A 15,171-nucleotide genomic window follows, 5' to 3' on the forward strand; every position below is an offset into this window, starting at 1 on the left:
CAGCGGCTCTGCATCGCACGGACCCTTGCGGTGGGTCCCGAAGTGATCCTTATGGATGAACCCTGCTCGGCGCTCGATCCGATCGCAACCGCAAAGATCGAGAACCTCATCGACATGCTCAAGGAAGATTACACGGTAATCATTGTCACACACAACATGCAGCAGGCTGCCCGTGTCAGTGACTATACCGGGTTCATGTACCTGGGTAAACTGATCGAGTACGACAGGACGATAAACATTTTCGAACACCCAAAAGAAGACCTGACCGAGAATTATATCACCGGCCGGTTCGGGTGAGGAGGGAACATGACTGACAAATTCCACACGGAACTCAAGGACCTTAAAAAAGGCGTCTCGGAGATGGCTCGTTTTTCCTTCTCGATGCTGCAGGACTCGCAGGAGGCATTCATCAAGCAGGATGACGCTCTGGCGACAACGGTTATTGACCGAAAAGACCAGCTCCGGGAAATGACGGTGACGCTTGAAGAGACCTGCTACCAGCTTATTGCCCTGAACCAGCCGATGGCAAAGGATATGCGGTTGATCGTCTGCTCTCTCAAGGTCATCGCTGCATCGGAACGGATCGGACGGTACGGCAAATCCACGTCAAAGATCGTAAAAGAGATCGTCGGCAAGCCCCATATCGCGAACATGATGAGCCTGCCCCTCATGTCGGAGTACGTGCTTGCGATGATCGACGATGCGATCACGGCCTACGAGACGGACAACAAAAAGATTCTCGACGGTTTTTCCGCACGGGACGACGCGGTTGACGCACTTCGCCAATCCATCTTCCGCGAATCAATCACGCACATGATGGAGAACCCCAAGACCATCACGCAGGCCACGTTCTACATCATCATTGCCCGGTACCTCGAGCGTTGCGGCGATCATGCCTGCAAGATCGCCGAGAACGTCCTATACTTGGAGACCGGCGAGAGAATCGAGATCAAATAAAGTAATGGATTCGTAGGAGCGGATATGAAAAAAGACTGTGTAAACCACGCCACTTGTTGCAGGAGCCATTTAATGAGAATCATTTTGCGAGACAGATGGGTGAACCCCGAAACGCTCTGGCGGCTGCGGGAGGTACAGGGTCATTGAACTGACCATCGGGTTCCGAGAAAGTACTGCGGAGAAATTCTGATAAGTTAGTGGTTGATGACCAATATTTCCCTCATACATCTGTAGATGGTTTTTACCTGCGGGCTGGCCCGGCATCCTCGAACCCCTGGCGCTGGCCGGTGCCGGCCTCTTTTGTGAGGGCTTCGGGGTGAAGGACGAGCTTTACCGCATTTTCCGCGTGTTCCCGGGTGCGCCGCTCGGCCAGCCACGCGAGTTCCCGGTCGTCCTTTGCCTCGTCCTCGTGCACGAACACCTCGATGATGTGGCGGTTGGTCATGAGCTGGCACATGATGAGCCCCTGCGACGCCTCGTGGGCGCAGAGCTTGTCCTTCTCCTTGCCACCCGGCATCCCAAGCGCCATCACGATCTCGCACCGGCGTTCTTCGATCAGTTTCTTGCAGGCGACTGGCAGATCTTTGATTCCCGGCACGGTCACCCGTTCGATCGCCACACTCGCGTGCTTTTTGAGCTCATCGATGGCGATCGCTCCCATGTTGACACGTGAGAAGGTGGTGTCAGCAACACCAACCTTCATCCCAGCACCTCAGCAGCGGCCTCGACGCCGTTCCCTTTGACATTGTAGCCGGCTTTTTTAAGGCCGTGCTGGGTTGCGGCGAGGGTTGCGAGGATCTCGGGGGCGCTCACGGCACCCATGGTCCCGATACGGAAGATATTGCCCTTCAGGTGGTCCTGGCCACCGGCGATAATGATGCCCATCTTCTTTATGGTCGCCCGGACATCGTCATCCTTGACACCCTCAGGATACGAGATCGCGGTGACTGTGTTGGCATACTCATGCTTTGCATCGAGTTTCGGGAAGAGGGAAAGGCCCCATGCCTGTGCGGCGGCCCTGACCGCTTTTGCCATCTTCTGGTGGCGGGCGATACGGTTCGCAAGTCCTTCTTCCTCGACAATGAGGCAGGCCTCACGGAGCGCCAAAAACAGCGGGACGGCCGGGGTATAGGGGGTCTCCATCGGCTTTCCGGCAGCGCTTTTCCTGTACGCAGCAAGATCGAGATAGAACGGCGGGGTCTTGGTGAGCCGCTCCCACGCCCGGCTGCTCACCGCGACACCGGCAAGCCCGGCCGGGGCGGCAAGGCACTTCTGCGAACCGACGATGGCAACATCAACACCCCACTTGTCGGCTTCAAAAACATCGCCGCCAACTGAGGTGATCCCGTCCATGATAAAGAGCGCATCATGCTTGCGTGCCAGTTTCCCGACCTCCGCTGCCGGGTTCTTGATCCCCGCAGAGGTTTCGTTGTGCACGAGGGTGACGATCTCTGCACCCGCTTCGAGCTGTTCTTCGAGCGCCACAAGATTTAACGGCGTTCCCCACTCTGACTTGATCTCGTGCGCCTTACCATAGCGCTGGCTGATCTTGTAGAGTCGTTCGCCGAACTTGCCGTTCACGAAGCAGGCAATCTCCTTATCCCTGCCGAAGTTTGCGACCGCGGCTTCCATACCGGCCGTGCCGGAACCGCTGATCACAACGACATCGTTTGTTGTTCCAAATGCGGTCTTTAAGATCCTCACACAGTCCGCATAAATCGCGCCAAACTCGGCGCTCCTGTGGTTGATTGCCTGGCGTGACATTGCGAACCTGACCCGTTCCGGCATCGGGACCGGGCCCGGCAGCATAAGGAGTGATTCTTTTTCCATGTGAATCTGCCAATAGTATATTTATATAGACGGGATATAAGTTTGGATGGCTTATATGGCAGACGTAGCAATTATCTGTGGATCAGCATCCGATGCCGCGATTGCCGACAAGGCAATGAAAGTCCTTGACGAGCACAAGGTTTCCTGGGACTACCAGGTAATCTCTGCCCACCGGGACCCTGATAAGCTGGATGCGTATGTCAAAAGCAGTACCTGTAAAGTTTTCATCGCCATCGCCGGGCTCTCTGCAGCGCTGCCCGGTGTGATCGCGTCAAAGACCGACAAACCCGTCATCGGCGTGCCGGTCAGCGCGACGTTAAACGGCCTTGACGCCCTGCTCTCGATCGTCCAGATGCCAAAGGGTGTGCCGGTCGCGTGCGTGGGTGTTGACAACGGAGACAATGCGGCACACCTCGCGATCCGGATGTTGAAGCTGGCGAAGAAATAAAACCGGATATCCCTTTTCCCTCTCATCGGTTTTTTCGTAATCTGAAATTTCCTGATTTTATTGGCATGCTGCTGCCCCCCCTCACGCCAGCCCTGCCCCCCAAGGGGGGCGGGGGCGTATGCGATGCCTCAGTATTACCCGCATCGAGTGCCTACATGAGTAAAGGTAATACAGCATCATCGCAAATGGGGGATGCATCAGTGGCGGGGGCGGCAGCCCCCAAGAGCGTCATACAATAACTCGGGAATTTTTCCGGATAAAACAAAAAAAATTACGCCGGCGTGAGCTTTCCCCCGCCATTCAGCGTGTACGTCTTCCCGCCGAGCGCACTGTTGGCCGCAAGACTCTTGTCATACGTGACGGTGTGGCCGTTCCCGTAGATATTGGTGATGCTCGTTCCCGAAATACCGCTCGTGTCCGAAAGGCTCGTTAGCTTCGAATCCCCGGTCACGGTCCACGAGCTCGTGGCATCGAGTATCAGGGCTGCGGAATTGATGAAGCCCGAGCGTGTCGAACCGTTCTGCAGGGTCGCCGCGATCGAACTGATGCTGTCTGTGACAAGGTTGCCCGTGAGAGTTTCGCCATCGGCGGTAAACTGTACCGTCCCGCCATTCTTTACGGGCAGGATTATCTCCCTTTTCGCCCTATGGTGGTACGATGCCTGTCCTGTCTGATCCGGTCGTGAGCCTCGAAGGCGTTGCGCTTGAAAACATCTCCCTTTCCACGGTCGATCTTGCAGTCACGATCCGGGTGGAAAACAAAAACCCGGTGGGCGCGATCCTTGGATCATGCCCGTTTACCGTCTCCTACCGGAGCGCCGGGACATCAATCGTGATCGCGAAAGGGGATACCGGGAGCGCGAAGATCGCCGCCGGTACCGCGACTGTCCTTCCGGTCCGGGTCAGTTCGCACAACGCAGCCCTTCCCGGGGCGCTCTCGGCGTTTGTTGCGGGGGGTAAAATCGAAGTGACGATAGAAGGGACCGCCAAAATAAAATTTTTGATGATCCCAAAAGAGATCCCCTTCTCCCGGACCGTACAGGTCACGGCAGGAGAGATTGTCGGGATGATGACCGGGCAGAAAAAGCAGGACTAAAGTACAAACCGGCCCGGAAAATCACATGGGTGGGAGTGGAACCCCCATAACCCGGACGAATGGCGGCAAACAAGCATCCGCTTGTTTTCACCTCCCGCATGCCCTTTACATTTTTCATGCATTTGTTACATTATAATGCACGATATTGTCTGTTTTCGTGCACTACAGTGATCGAAAAACGGTAAAAATATGAGACGGGATCAGGGATGTGACGAATCCTTCCCCTTCCCGTCTTTTCCCTCAAACAATTCCCGGACCATCTTGATCGCACAGAGATCCCCGCACATCGAGCAGGTGTCGGTCTCCCCGTCCCTGACGTGGATCGCCTTTGCATGGTCACCGTACATCGCCAGTTTGAACTGTGCATCCCAGTCGAGGTCGTGCCGGGCCTCCGCCATCTGCACCTCGCGCTCCATTTTGTATCCCTCGTGGCGCCGCACCGTGTCCCCCACGTGCGCCGCGATCTTTGCGACCCGGGTCCCCTCGATGATATCGTCAACATCAGGAAGCGCCAGATGCTCGCTTGGCGAGACCATGCAGAGGAAATCGGCACCGTTCTGGCAGGCAACCGCTCCCCCGATTGCCGAGACCACGTGGTCATAGCCCGGCGCAATATCGGTCACGATGGGCCCGAGCAGGTAAAGCGGCGCATGATCGGTGATCTCCTTTATCATCCGCACGTTGTAGCCCACCTGGTCGAGCGGCATGTGCCCCGGCCCCTCGATCATCCGCTGGACTCCGTGAGCAAGGGCACGTTTCGCAAGCGTCCCAAGCGTCACGTACTCCACCGATTTTGCAAGTTTCCCTGCATCCTGCAGGCAGCCGGGCCGCATCCCGTCACCGAGACTGATCGTGACGTCATATTCCGCGAGGATCTCAAGGAGATAGTCGAACTCGGAATAAAGCGGGTTCTCCTCGTCCCGGAGCATCATCATCGCGCAGTGGAACGTCCCGCCCCGGCTCACGACCCCCATAAGCCGCGGGTCTTGTTTCAGAGCGTCGAGCACCTGCCGGTTCACACCGCAGTGAAGCGTCAGGAAATCCACGCCCTGCTCGCAGTGCTCCCGGATGACCTTAAAAAGCAGGTCGGCATCGACATCCGCGGCGTTACCCGCCCGGCGCACCGCCTCGTAGACCGGCACCGTGCCCACCGTGGTGTCAAGGGCAAGCATCTTTTTCCTGATTGCCACGAGGTCCCCGCCGGTCGAGAGGTCCATGATCGCATCGGCCCCGTTATCGAGTGCTCCTCGCGCCTTCTTCTCCTCAAGCGCAAAGTCGCACCGGGTGCCCGATGTCCCGACGTTCACGTTCACCTTGACCGTGCACCCCTCGCCAATGGCACAGAGCCGGTGCGGTCGCTTTGGGTTTGCCGGGATCACGATCCGCCCGGCAGCCACGAGCCGGGCCATCTGTTCCGCGTCCATGCCCTCTGCCCGTGCAGCCTCCACTACGTGATCGGGAACAGAAGAAGAGCATCTGCGGATGAGCATATCCATAACAAACATCTGTTGGTATGCTTTATTATTGTGCATGAAGGTCAGGTGGATTCCCGAACAGGGGGCACTCGCAAACTCGTATATTTTCGGCACGGTCCTCGTGGATGCCGGTGTTTTCCCGATGGCCATCCAGCCGTACAAAGATGAAATCGATACCATAGTCCTGACCCACTGCCACTTCGACCATATCGCCCATGTCAAGGAGATCGCCCACATGTGTAAAGCAAAGATCGCGATACACCGGGACGATGCCGGGGGGCTTATCGATGACGGGAAAAGTCTCTCGATGCAGTTTGGCGCCCGCTCGCCCGGCATCGTGCCGGATATCGTGCTTTCTGACGGGGATACGATCGGGGGCCTTCTGGTCATCCACACGCCGGGCCACACCCCGGGAAGCATCAGCCTCTGGTCGGAACAGGACAAAGTACTCATCAGCGGCGATACCGTATTTACCGACGGCGCGTTCGGCCGCTACGATTTCCCCGGGGGAAGCCGGCAGGCACTTGCAAAGTCCCTTGACCGGCTTGCGCCGCTCAACGTGGAGGGACTCTACCCGGGGCACGGGGAGCCGGTGGACTGCGGCGGGAAACGGCACATCGCAGCAGCACAGCAGCTCATGAAGGGCGGGTATGGATAAGGGGATTTACTGCCTCGTTCTGAAAAATCCTGCCTGTACCGTACGGATCGGGGCGCTCGGAAACCTCGCGTTTGCGGCCGGCTGGCACTGCTACATCGGATCTGCCCTCGGGCCCGGTGGCCTCTTACGGCTCGAACGCCATACGAGGCTCGCGGAGCACAGGGACAAGCGGCCGAAATGGCATATCGATTACCTGCTGACCGATCCCCGCTTCCGGCTCACGTATGCCGTGTATGCCCAGACACAGGAGCGCTTCGAATGCCGGTTCGCATCCGCCCTTGCCCGGGGAGGCCCCGGAGTGGAAAGGTTCGGGTGCAGCGACTGCGGCTGCCCGTCCCATCTCCTGTACCGGAGCAGCGACCCGCAGGCCGAGATCGTCATGGCGTTTTCCGGGCTCGGGCTTTCTTCCCGGATCAAAACTATCATTACCCCCAAAACAAAGGGTAACCTATGAAAGTTCTCGGGTTGTCGGGCAGCATGCGAAAAGAGGGGAACACCGCACAGCTCATCAAGGTGATCCTCGGGCAGTGCAAGGAGGCAGGCATAAAAACGGAATTTGTCTCCCTTGCCGGGAAAAAGATCCACCCGTGCCTGGGCTGCCTGAAATGCAAAGAGAAGAAGTGGTGCGTGATCGAGGGAGACGATTGGGGGAGTATTGCACAGAAGGTGCTGGACTGCGAGGTGCTCGTGATCGGTTCGCCCACGTATTACTACGATATCTGCGGCCAGCTCAAGAATTTCATTGACCGCACGTACTCACTCTACCATGACCACAAGCTCGCCGGCCGAAAGGGCATCGCGGTCGCGGTCAACGCCTCGGCAGGTGCTGAACGGACGGTAAAAACGATCGAAGGGTTCCTCAGCGCCCACGAGTTTGCATCCCTCGGGGCGGTCACCGGTACCGGAACGGATGAGGGGGATGTCATGAACGATGCAAAAGCCGTGGCGCATGCAAAAAAGACCGGGGACAAGATCGTCAGGCTGCTCCTGCCCAATCACGATTAGACAGTGCCCGTCATCAATCCTTTCTTTTCCCGGTTATTTCGTCTGGGAACACTTCACTCAAGCCCGATTATAAAGCGTCGTGCGCCGGCACAGCGTCCGCCCGAGGTCTTCTGCCACCCGCTGCATCTCGGCCGGGTCGAGGTAGTCCGTATTGGTCGCCCCGGCCCCTTTCGAGATGCTCTCCTCAAACATGGTGCCGCCGAGGTCATTTGCCCCGGCAATAAGGCCCAGCTGCGCCATCTTGATCCCTTCTTTGACCCACGAGACCTGGATGTTTTTAAAATTGTCAAGGAAAAGCCGTGCGACGGCGACCATCAGGATATCCTCGCGGCCGGTCGCTCCCGCCCGGGCCTGCCCGTTCCGAAAGATCGGGGTGTTCATGTGGATGAACGAGAGCGGGACAAACTCCGTAAAGCCGCGGGTCTCATCCTGGATCTGCCGGAGGATCGCGAGGTGCCGGACCCGGTCATTATCGCTCTCGCAGTGACCGTACATGATCGTCGCCGTCGTTGGAATGCCAAGGTGGTGGGCCTCCTGGATGATATGGACCCACACTTCGGTGGAGATCTTCTGCGGGCAGATCTTCTCCCGGACCGGATCCACAAGGATCTCTGCTGCCGTCCCGCACATCGACGAAAGACCGGCCGCCTTCATCTGCGAGAGCACTTCCTTTGTAGTCATCTGGCTCTTTTGTGCCGCATATGCGACTTCCATGGGATTGCTCGCGTGCAGGTGTACTCCCGGGGCCGCTTCACTGATCCAGCGGTAGGTGTCGATATAGGACTGTGCGGTAAATGCGGGGTGCAGGCCGCTGACCGTGCAGATCTCGGATACGCCCCGGGACTTCGCGAGCCGTGCCTTCTCCTCGATGACCTGCCGGTTGTGGAAATAGATCCCTTCGTCGCCCGGCTTTTTGGAGAAGCCGCAGAAACCGCAGGCATTGATGCAGAGGTTGGTCACGTTGATGTTCTGGTTGCGGACATAGGTGACCGCATTGCCGACGACGTTTTCCCGTTTTTCATCGGCGGATGCCGTGATCTTCCAGACATCGCGGTCGCGTGTCCCAAAGAGCCGCAGCGCATCCGTTTCACTGATCCGGTGTCCACCTGTTGCATCAGAGAGCATCGTTGAAAGGTCTGTATCCATACCGGTTCCATCCATCTGTCCAGTATGTCACACTGTGTCATACTTAACGTAAACCTATCTTAAGGCGTGCATGGCCGCATTATACTTATAACACAGCGACGCCAATGTGCATTCTGGAGAGTTATGGAAAAGGTCACCGTTCATCTGTCGCATAAGGTTGCCAACGGGTACGTCATCCCGCTGGGACCGGCAAATCTCGTAGCCATTATCACCGATGTGGGGCTGGTCGGGTGCGGAGCCTTCGATGTGGCGGCACTGGACTCATTCAGTTACCCCGCGGCAAAAGTCCGCCCCGCGATCGGGCCGTCCATCGTGAACACCAATGATATCCTCACCGGTATCGTAAAAGAGACTAACCGGGGTGCGATGGGGCGCGGGATCATAAACGGCATGACCGGCAAGCAGGCGCTGGAACTGCTGTGATATTGTCCGAATCCTGGCAATAACCCAAAAAACCGTTTTTAACAGATTTTCGCCGTTTCAGCGGATCAGACGAGATCGTACAGCGTCGTCCTCTGCCGGAGCGTCCGCCCGAGATCCGCCGTCATCCGTTCCATGACCGACGGATCGAGATAACTGGCATCACCTGCGCCCGCATCCACGGAGACCTCATCGGTGAACATTGTGCCGGCAAGGTCGTTTCCCCCGCAGAGGAGCGCAAGCTGCGTCATCTTGAGCCCCAGCTTGCCCCACGAGACCTGCACATTGTTGAAATTGTCCAAAAACAGCCGGGAAACGGCGATCATCAGCAGGTCTTCTCTCCCCGTTGCCCCGGCCCGCCCAATCCCCTGCATAAAGAGCGGGGTGTTGGTATGGATATAGGACATCGGGATGAACTCGGTAAAACCGTGAGTCTCGTCCTGAATCTCCCGCACGATCGCCATGTGATCCACCTGGTCGCGGGCGGACTCGTACGAGCCGTACATGATGGTCGCGGATGTACGGATGCCCATCACGTGCGCCTCTTTGATGATCCGCACCCATTCGGCGCCGGAAATTTTACGGGGGCAGATCACCTTCCGCACGGATTCGATCAGGATCTCCGCGGCGGTTCCCTGGAGAGAGCCGAGGCCGGCGTTTTTGAGGGCTGCAAGAACTTCCGCCGTGGTGCACCGGCTCCTTCTTGCCGCATGCGCTACCTCGTCCGGGCTGAACGCGTGGAGGTGGATTGCCGGGGCGATCTCGTGCACCGCGGTGAGCAGCCCGGTGTAGCTGTCAAGGTCAAACGCAGGATTGACGCCAGAGAGAAAACAGATCTCGGTGACATGACGTTCCTGTGCCAGCCGTGTCCCGGCCAGGATCGTGTCCAGGTCCAGGCAGTAGGCCCCGGGATCGGTCGCTTTCTTCCCGAAGCCGCAGAAACCACAGAGGTTCTTGCAGATGTTCGTGACGTGCAGGTTCTGGTTCCTGACGTAGGTGACGATATCACCGACTTTCTCCTCCCGCACCTCGTCTGCAGCCGCAGTGACGCGGAACACGTCGCGGCCGGTCGTCTTCATGAGGAATTCACCTTCGTCTGGTGTGAGCCGGTGGCCGGCCTGTACGTCACGCAGGAGTGTGGTGAATAGGGTATGTGCGGGTGTCATTGTCGTCACGACATTAGTATTGGGTTATTTTTTCTGCCGGGAACCCTTTTGCGGTTTTTTGGATTTCCCGGCCTTTTTACCTGATGCCGTTTCCTTTCTTTTTGCATACCAGTCCCAGGCAACCATCACTGCTATAACGACGATGACCACTTCCCAGATATGGAGCGGGAGCAAGCCCACGAGCGGGATGGTAAAGAGTGCCTTACCGACGACCCACTCTTTTTCGACCGGTTCAATCATCGTGATATCGCCGACCGTGAGGTACCCTTCATCGCTCACCGGGTTGTTATCGCCTTTGGTGATGTAGCCACCATGCGCCGTTGCATCGCCGTACCTGAGATACCCGGACCCGTTTGTCACGTACTGCTCGGGGAGGAAGTATTTCTGGGTGGCCGTGGAAAATCCCATGCCCTTCGCATCGGAAGAGATATTTTCCGGTGGCGTGGCATTGGCGGGGTACAGAAGATAGTACCCGTACACGGTCGTATTGGTCGTCACAAGCGGAATATACCCGGAGGGGGTTACATTCCCGCGGTACGGGTTGAGATACGACGGTTCGGGATCTCCTGCATCGACCCAGGTCATGGCCCGGTGGATGATCGGGTGCTGCTTTGATAGCGGGAGAAGACCGATCTGTGCCCAGAAGTCGGTCTCGCCGTTCGGGCGGTAGATGATCACGTCCCCGTAATCGCCGAACTTCTGGTACCCGGTCGTCTTTGCCTCGTTCCATGTCTGGACGGGGCCGAACCGGTCCTGCTGCACCACGACAACGAGGTCGCCGATATTCATGTGGGGCTCCATGCTCCCCGATTCTACGGTAACGACCGCCGGCCACGTCCCGCAGACGAGGTAGAGCGCGAGCGCGATACCGCCCACGACCGCTGCCACCCAGAGGATGTCGCGGGCAAGGGAGACCGCCCAGTGCTCGCTCGTCCTGAACTTATGGATCATCGTGCGGATATACCGCGACGGTTCTTTCTCTGCCATTCCTTAAGCGTTCTTTATTGGCGTTTTTTGTTAATATACCGCACCCTGTCCCCCAGGGAGGATCAGGCCGGCGGTACAACGACCCGCACGAGGTAATAAACCCCGAAGATGACAAGGAAGATGCCGCACGCGATCATGATCCGCTGGTACGTGGTGTCGGAGAGGAGGGCCTTACCTTTGGAAATGCCGGTCGATACCACGGTATACCACCCGAGATCCGCACACCAGTGCCCGGCCATAAACACACAGGCGAGGATGATCCCGCCGGCGAGCCCTGCGATCACCATCGCGCTCCCGACCGTGAGCCACCAGATCCAGAAATACGGGTTTGCGACACTCGTGAAAAAACCGGCAAAGTACGGGTTTGCCGTTACGGCTGCTGTCCCGTTGCCGCTGCCTGCGAGCGAGACCCCCCGGCTCCCTGCGATCGTGAGGATACCGAAGATCACGAGCGCCATACCCCCGATGACGGCAACCGCCGTTGTGTACCGCAGGGCAACGGTTGCGAGGCCGGCAATGATTAAAATAACGATAACCAGTTCGGAGAGCATGTGGCCGAGCGTCACCCGGGGACCCATCGTCCAGCCTCCAGTAACCGATGCGTTGATGGTGGCGACGAGCGTGGGGCCCGGTGCGAGGGCGCCGGTCAGGCCGAGGGCAAATGCCAGGATAAACATCTGGAATGTATCAAGCATGGTATCGGGGAGAGCGGGGGGCACCCGCGAAGTGAACAGGGTTTGACGGAGGATGATATCAAGGATTCCCCACTGCCGATGCCGTGGGGGGACACGTGCAGGATGATATGATTATTTTCCAGAGTGCTGCAATATACTACGTTATGCTTGATGCGCAGCAGATCACCCTCCGGTTCCTCGATACCCGGCTCCAGGTGCACCCCGACGTCGTGAGGTACATCCAGGAGCAGGACAACCCGGAGCTGATCGATCGCATCATCGCCGGCGTCCCGGAGGATACCGTGGTGGTTTCGGCAAAGCACATCCCGGGCATGAGCGCCACCCGCGACGGGATGCGGTTTCTGACCGACCCCTCGGTTGAGATCGTCTCCGGGAGCCCCGGCACATCGGGAAGCGTCAACGGCACGGCTGACTACCTCCACTATTTCCGGGACCGGTACAGCCGGCTCGGGGGGATGATCCGGGGACGGTGCGGGGCGATGCCGATCGAAGGGCTCACCCGTTCGCCCCGGTACCGGCAGGAGGAGTGCACCGTGATCGGAATGGTCGCCGAGGTCAAGACCACGACAAACGGCCACCGGATCGCAGAACTGGAAGATACCACAGCAAACCTCTCGGTGCTCTTCCGGAAGGACCGGCCGGTCTTTGCCGATGCCGAGCGCCTGATCCCGGACGAGGTGATAGGCGTCAAGGGCAAACTTTCAAACGACGGCAGGCTCTTCTTTGCCGAGCAGATGTTCCGGCCTGATATCAGGATCGACAACAAGCCTTTCTTGAGCGAACAGCCGGGAAAGGCTGTCTTCATCTCCGATGTCCACGTGGGAAGCAATACGTTTCTTCGGGACGCCTGGAACCGGTTTGTCGACTGGATCACGGAATCAGGGGCCTCCTACCTTTTGATCGCAGGCGACCTCGTGGACGGGATCGGGGTCTTCCCGGGGCAGGAGCAGGAACTGACCATCAAAAACATCTATGAGCAGTACGACGCGTTCGGCGATCTGATCAGTGCGATCCCGCACCGGATCAAGATCATCGTCGCGCCGGGCAACCACGACGTGGTGCGGGGCGCCGAGCCCCAGCCGGTGATCCCGGCGCAGTTCACGAAAAAGTTCCCCGAGAACTGTATGCTCGTCGAGAACCCGGCGCTTGTGAACCTGCAGGGCGTGCGGGTCCTGATGTACCACGGCAGGTCGATCGATGACATGATCGGGCTCATCCCCGGGGCCTCCTACGAGCAGGGCGGGAAGATGATGGAGGAGATGCTCCAGCGCCGGCACCTCGCCCCTGCCTACGGAGGGCGCACCCCGATTGCCGCAGGAAAAACCGACCGCTTAATCATCGACCCGCTCCCGGAGATCCTCCACACGGGACACATCCATATCACGGGGCTGACAAACTATCGCGGGGTACTCGGTATCAACGCGGGCACATGGCAGTCCCAGACCGCGTTCCAGAAGCAGATGAACGTGAACCCGACGCCGGCGCAGGCCGTGATGGTGGATCTCCAGACGCTGGTACCGGAGACGTTTTCGTTTTTGTAAGGATCGTTCCCGAACGCTCTACCCTGACGTGCCGTGCACGGTCAGGAACCTGCGATAATAAGAAAAAATCGTTGTGGATTATCAGAAGCGGGGCTTCTGGTGTTTGGGGCAGGCAGCCCCGGGAAATCCCCGGGCCGGAAACCTGCCCCTGCTGTTACCCTGTCGGGGGGATGCTGGAGGGTTCTGTATGTACACCCTGACCCACAGATCGAATCATGGGGGAACAAAGACTTTCATCAGAAAAGACTGATTACGTGTATGGAGATTTCAGAAACCGGCGGGCCGGATGACCGGATTGCAGCACTCGAAAAGAAGACCGAAGAGATGGAAGCGCTCGTCAAGGGACTAATGGCGGAGATGCTCGACATCAAGGCCATCGCCATGAAGCGTGCCCAGCAGGGCGGGGAGCAAAACCGGCAGCCGCAGGCACGGGAACCAACCGTTCAGGGAACCCTGAAAACGGCGCCGGAGAATACCACAGCCGCACCCGCGCCCGTTGCCGCACCCGTGGAGCCCCATATGGTGATCCGCCCGAAGAGCGCAGCCAGACCGGAGGTCACGGCCGAACCCGCAGAGCCTGATATGGTCCGGATCATGCAGTCCGACGGCACCATGAAAATGGAAGTCCGGCGCGGCGACAAGAACCTTCGTGACTCCACGGGATCCGGTCGCCACAAATAACCTGCGCTGCTGATGAGATTCAGGCCCTGCACCGCGGTAAAGGGCCGGAGGGAGAGGGGGGATCCCCCTCATCATTTATTTTTCCGGAGGCAGCACCCCCATCCTTTTAGGAAAACGGAGGGGGTACCCCCCCTCGTTTCCAGCACCATGACCCGTGCTTCGCATGGAATTTCATGGACGTTACGCCGGACGCCCCGGTTCCCGGACGCTTGCCAGACAGGGGGTAGTCCCTCCTCTTATGATCATGGCGGGGGTACCCCCGCCCCTTCTGTCCGCTCAGCAGGGGGGTCACCCCCCACCCATGAGGCGGTGCATCACACCATGCGTTTCTTTTGGCGTTTTCATCGGCGGATGGCATTAATATTACATGGCACCTAAAGGAGGTTATCTTTTGAAATTGGGATCTTATCGCACTCTGCCCCATCGTACGGGCAATGGAACTTTGCCAGGGGAATGTCCTCCTTGGCGACGTTGATATCGTATCGCCGTCCGCACTTAGGGCAGGAGAATATCACGGTTGCCGGTAGCATCTTTATTTCGCGCCTGACCTGTGGCTTCCAATGCCGGACTATCTTCTTACTTTTGCGTCTACTTGCCATTACGGATATCTTCTGGATGGTAGTGCATGAAGTTGTCGATCTATCATCTGCCCTCGTCGGGTCCCCATGCATTTCTCTTTTGCGTTTCTCGGTTCTCACAGGCAAATCACAGTCCGTAGGGTAGTATTCATTTAATGTTCTTATTGCTCTTTTTCACCCTCTGAAATCTCCCATATCCTTTGTCCGATTAACCTTTTAGAATCCAGAATAGTATACTATTTTATGAAGCGCATTTCTCAACAGTGCCCCAACGGCCGTGCGAGGCGTGAAAGTGTGCGGGAAGCCGCAGATGCACCAGAACCCAGATGTGCAATGTCGTATAGATTTTACATACAATAAGAGATATAACTGTTATTTTTATATAGTGTAAAGTTTAAAAGACATCTTGTATGGTGCAAACTGGTGGTAGGAGTGCCGGAAAAATTGCCGGAGTCTGCCCATTGTGTGGGCATCCAACTGTGTATAAAC

Annotated in this window: 19 protein-coding genes; 10 read left to right on the top strand and 9 right to left on the bottom strand. The window is 57.7% G+C overall.

The window, feature by feature from the left end; all coding sequences use genetic code 11:
• Positions 1-297 (top strand): phosphate ABC transporter ATP-binding protein (locus QZN75_RS08645; RefSeq protein WP_394339499.1); only part of this gene is annotated, 297 nt, incomplete at its 5' end.
• Between the two features lie 9 nt (positions 298-306).
• On the top strand, positions 307-957 hold the full coding sequence (gene phoU / locus QZN75_RS08650) for a phosphate signaling complex protein PhoU (protein ID WP_292427427.1): 651 nt from the start codon (positions 307-309) through the stop codon (positions 955-957).
• A gap of 241 nt (positions 958-1,198) precedes the next feature.
• Here the strand turns inward: phoU and ribC are convergent, their stop codons facing one another.
• Together ribC and QZN75_RS08660 are read right to left on the bottom strand one after the other, a co-directional pair.
• Entirely contained in the window at positions 1,199-1,660 is a 462-nt protein-coding gene (ribC, locus tag QZN75_RS08655; protein ID WP_292427430.1) for a riboflavin synthase, read from the bottom strand.
• Positions 1,657-2,787 carry an alanine--glyoxylate aminotransferase family protein gene (locus QZN75_RS08660; RefSeq protein ID WP_292427433.1) on the bottom strand — a complete coding sequence of 377 codons (1,131 nt, stop codon included), beginning with the start codon at positions 2,785-2,787 and terminating at the stop codon, positions 1,657-1,659. Before QZN75_RS08660 ends, ribC begins: the two co-directional genes overlap by 4 nt.
• Before the next feature lie 55 nt (positions 2,788-2,842).
• Here QZN75_RS08660 and purE point away from each other — a divergent pair, with 55 nt between their 5' ends.
• A complete protein-coding gene (gene purE / locus QZN75_RS08665; RefSeq protein WP_292427435.1) occupies positions 2,843-3,235 on the top strand; it encodes a 5-(carboxyamino)imidazole ribonucleotide mutase in 393 nt (130 codons plus the stop codon).
• A gap of 271 nt (positions 3,236-3,506) precedes the next feature.
• Here purE and QZN75_RS08670 read toward each other — a convergent pair whose 3' ends face one another.
• Positions 3,507-3,686: a hypothetical protein gene (locus QZN75_RS08670; protein ID WP_292427439.1), complete on the bottom strand. Its 180-nt coding sequence runs from the start codon at positions 3,684-3,686 to the stop codon at positions 3,507-3,509.
• Between the two features lie 206 nt (positions 3,687-3,892).
• Here QZN75_RS08670 and QZN75_RS08675 point away from each other — a divergent pair, with 206 nt between their 5' ends.
• On the top strand, positions 3,893-4,330 hold the full coding sequence (locus QZN75_RS08675) for an LEA type 2 family protein (protein WP_292427441.1): 438 nt from the start codon (positions 3,893-3,895) through the stop codon (positions 4,328-4,330).
• 200 nt (positions 4,331-4,530) lie between these two features.
• Here the strand turns inward: QZN75_RS08675 and thiC are convergent, their stop codons facing one another.
• The gene (gene thiC, locus QZN75_RS08680) at positions 4,531-5,826 is read right to left on the bottom strand and encodes a phosphomethylpyrimidine synthase ThiC (RefSeq protein ID WP_394339500.1); all 1,296 of its coding nucleotides are present in this window, start codon (positions 5,824-5,826) and stop codon (positions 4,531-4,533) included.
• A 34-nt stretch (positions 5,827-5,860) separates the two neighbouring features.
• Here thiC and QZN75_RS08685 point away from each other — a divergent pair, with 34 nt between their 5' ends.
• The 3 genes from QZN75_RS08685 to QZN75_RS08695 are packed head-to-tail and all read left to right on the top strand — an operon-like array spanning position 5,861 to position 7,468.
• Positions 5,861-6,463, top strand: coding sequence for an MBL fold metallo-hydrolase (locus tag QZN75_RS08685; protein ID WP_292427447.1), 603 nt, complete (start codon positions 5,861-5,863; stop codon positions 6,461-6,463).
• A complete protein-coding gene (locus QZN75_RS08690; RefSeq protein WP_292427449.1) occupies positions 6,456-6,917 on the top strand; it encodes a DUF123 domain-containing protein in 462 nt (153 codons plus the stop codon). Before QZN75_RS08685 ends, QZN75_RS08690 begins: the two co-directional genes overlap by 8 nt.
• Positions 6,914-7,468: a flavodoxin family protein gene (locus tag QZN75_RS08695; protein ID WP_292427452.1), complete on the top strand. Its 555-nt coding sequence runs from the start codon at positions 6,914-6,916 to the stop codon at positions 7,466-7,468. Before QZN75_RS08690 ends, QZN75_RS08695 begins: the two co-directional genes overlap by 4 nt.
• Before the next feature lie 57 nt (positions 7,469-7,525).
• Here QZN75_RS08695 and cofH (QZN75_RS08700) read toward each other — a convergent pair whose 3' ends face one another.
• The gene (cofH, locus tag QZN75_RS08700) at positions 7,526-8,614 is read right to left on the bottom strand and encodes a 5-amino-6-(D-ribitylamino)uracil--L-tyrosine 4-hydroxyphenyl transferase CofH (protein ID WP_292427455.1); all 1,089 of its coding nucleotides are present in this window, start codon (positions 8,612-8,614) and stop codon (positions 7,526-7,528) included.
• Positions 8,615-8,737: 123 nt separating this feature from the next.
• On the opposite strand from cofH (QZN75_RS08700), the gene QZN75_RS08705 reads away from it, so the two are divergent.
• Positions 8,738-9,037 (top strand): YunC family protein, encoded by a 300-nt coding sequence (locus tag QZN75_RS08705; RefSeq protein WP_292427458.1) that lies wholly within the window; start codon positions 8,738-8,740, stop codon positions 9,035-9,037.
• Positions 9,038-9,102: 65 nt separating this feature from the next.
• Here the strand turns inward: QZN75_RS08705 and cofH (QZN75_RS08710) are convergent, their stop codons facing one another.
• From cofH (QZN75_RS08710) to QZN75_RS08720, 3 genes are all read right to left on the bottom strand, one after another.
• Positions 9,103-10,200, bottom strand: a complete 1,098-nt coding sequence (gene cofH, locus QZN75_RS08710; RefSeq protein ID WP_292427462.1) for a 5-amino-6-(D-ribitylamino)uracil--L-tyrosine 4-hydroxyphenyl transferase CofH — start codon at positions 10,198-10,200, stop codon at positions 9,103-9,105.
• 24 nt (positions 10,201-10,224) lie between these two features.
• Positions 10,225-11,187 (bottom strand): S26 family signal peptidase, encoded by a 963-nt coding sequence (locus tag QZN75_RS08715; protein WP_292427463.1) that lies wholly within the window; start codon positions 11,185-11,187, stop codon positions 10,225-10,227.
• 62 nt (positions 11,188-11,249) lie between these two features.
• Entirely contained in the window at positions 11,250-11,882 is a 633-nt protein-coding gene (locus QZN75_RS08720) for a LysE family transporter (protein ID WP_292427466.1), read from the bottom strand.
• Positions 11,883-12,025: 143 nt separating this feature from the next.
• On the opposite strand from QZN75_RS08720, the gene QZN75_RS08725 reads away from it, so the two are divergent.
• Positions 12,026-13,423 (top strand): DNA-directed DNA polymerase II small subunit, encoded by a 1,398-nt coding sequence (locus tag QZN75_RS08725; RefSeq protein ID WP_292427469.1) that lies wholly within the window; start codon positions 12,026-12,028, stop codon positions 13,421-13,423.
• A 258-nt stretch (positions 13,424-13,681) separates the two neighbouring features.
• Positions 13,682-14,104, top strand: a complete 423-nt coding sequence (locus QZN75_RS08730; protein ID WP_292427472.1) for a hypothetical protein — start codon at positions 13,682-13,684, stop codon at positions 14,102-14,104.
• 374 nt (positions 14,105-14,478) lie between these two features.
• On the opposite strand, the gene QZN75_RS08735 is transcribed toward QZN75_RS08730, so the two are convergent.
• Positions 14,479-14,703 (bottom strand): hypothetical protein, encoded by a 225-nt coding sequence (locus QZN75_RS08735; protein WP_292427474.1) that lies wholly within the window; start codon positions 14,701-14,703, stop codon positions 14,479-14,481.
• Positions 14,704-15,171 lie beyond the last annotated feature (468 nt).

The sequence above is a fragment of the Methanoregula sp. genome, from assembly GCF_003170075.1.
In the GTDB taxonomy this organism is placed as follows: domain Archaea; phylum Halobacteriota; class Methanomicrobia; order Methanomicrobiales; family Methanospirillaceae; genus Methanoregula.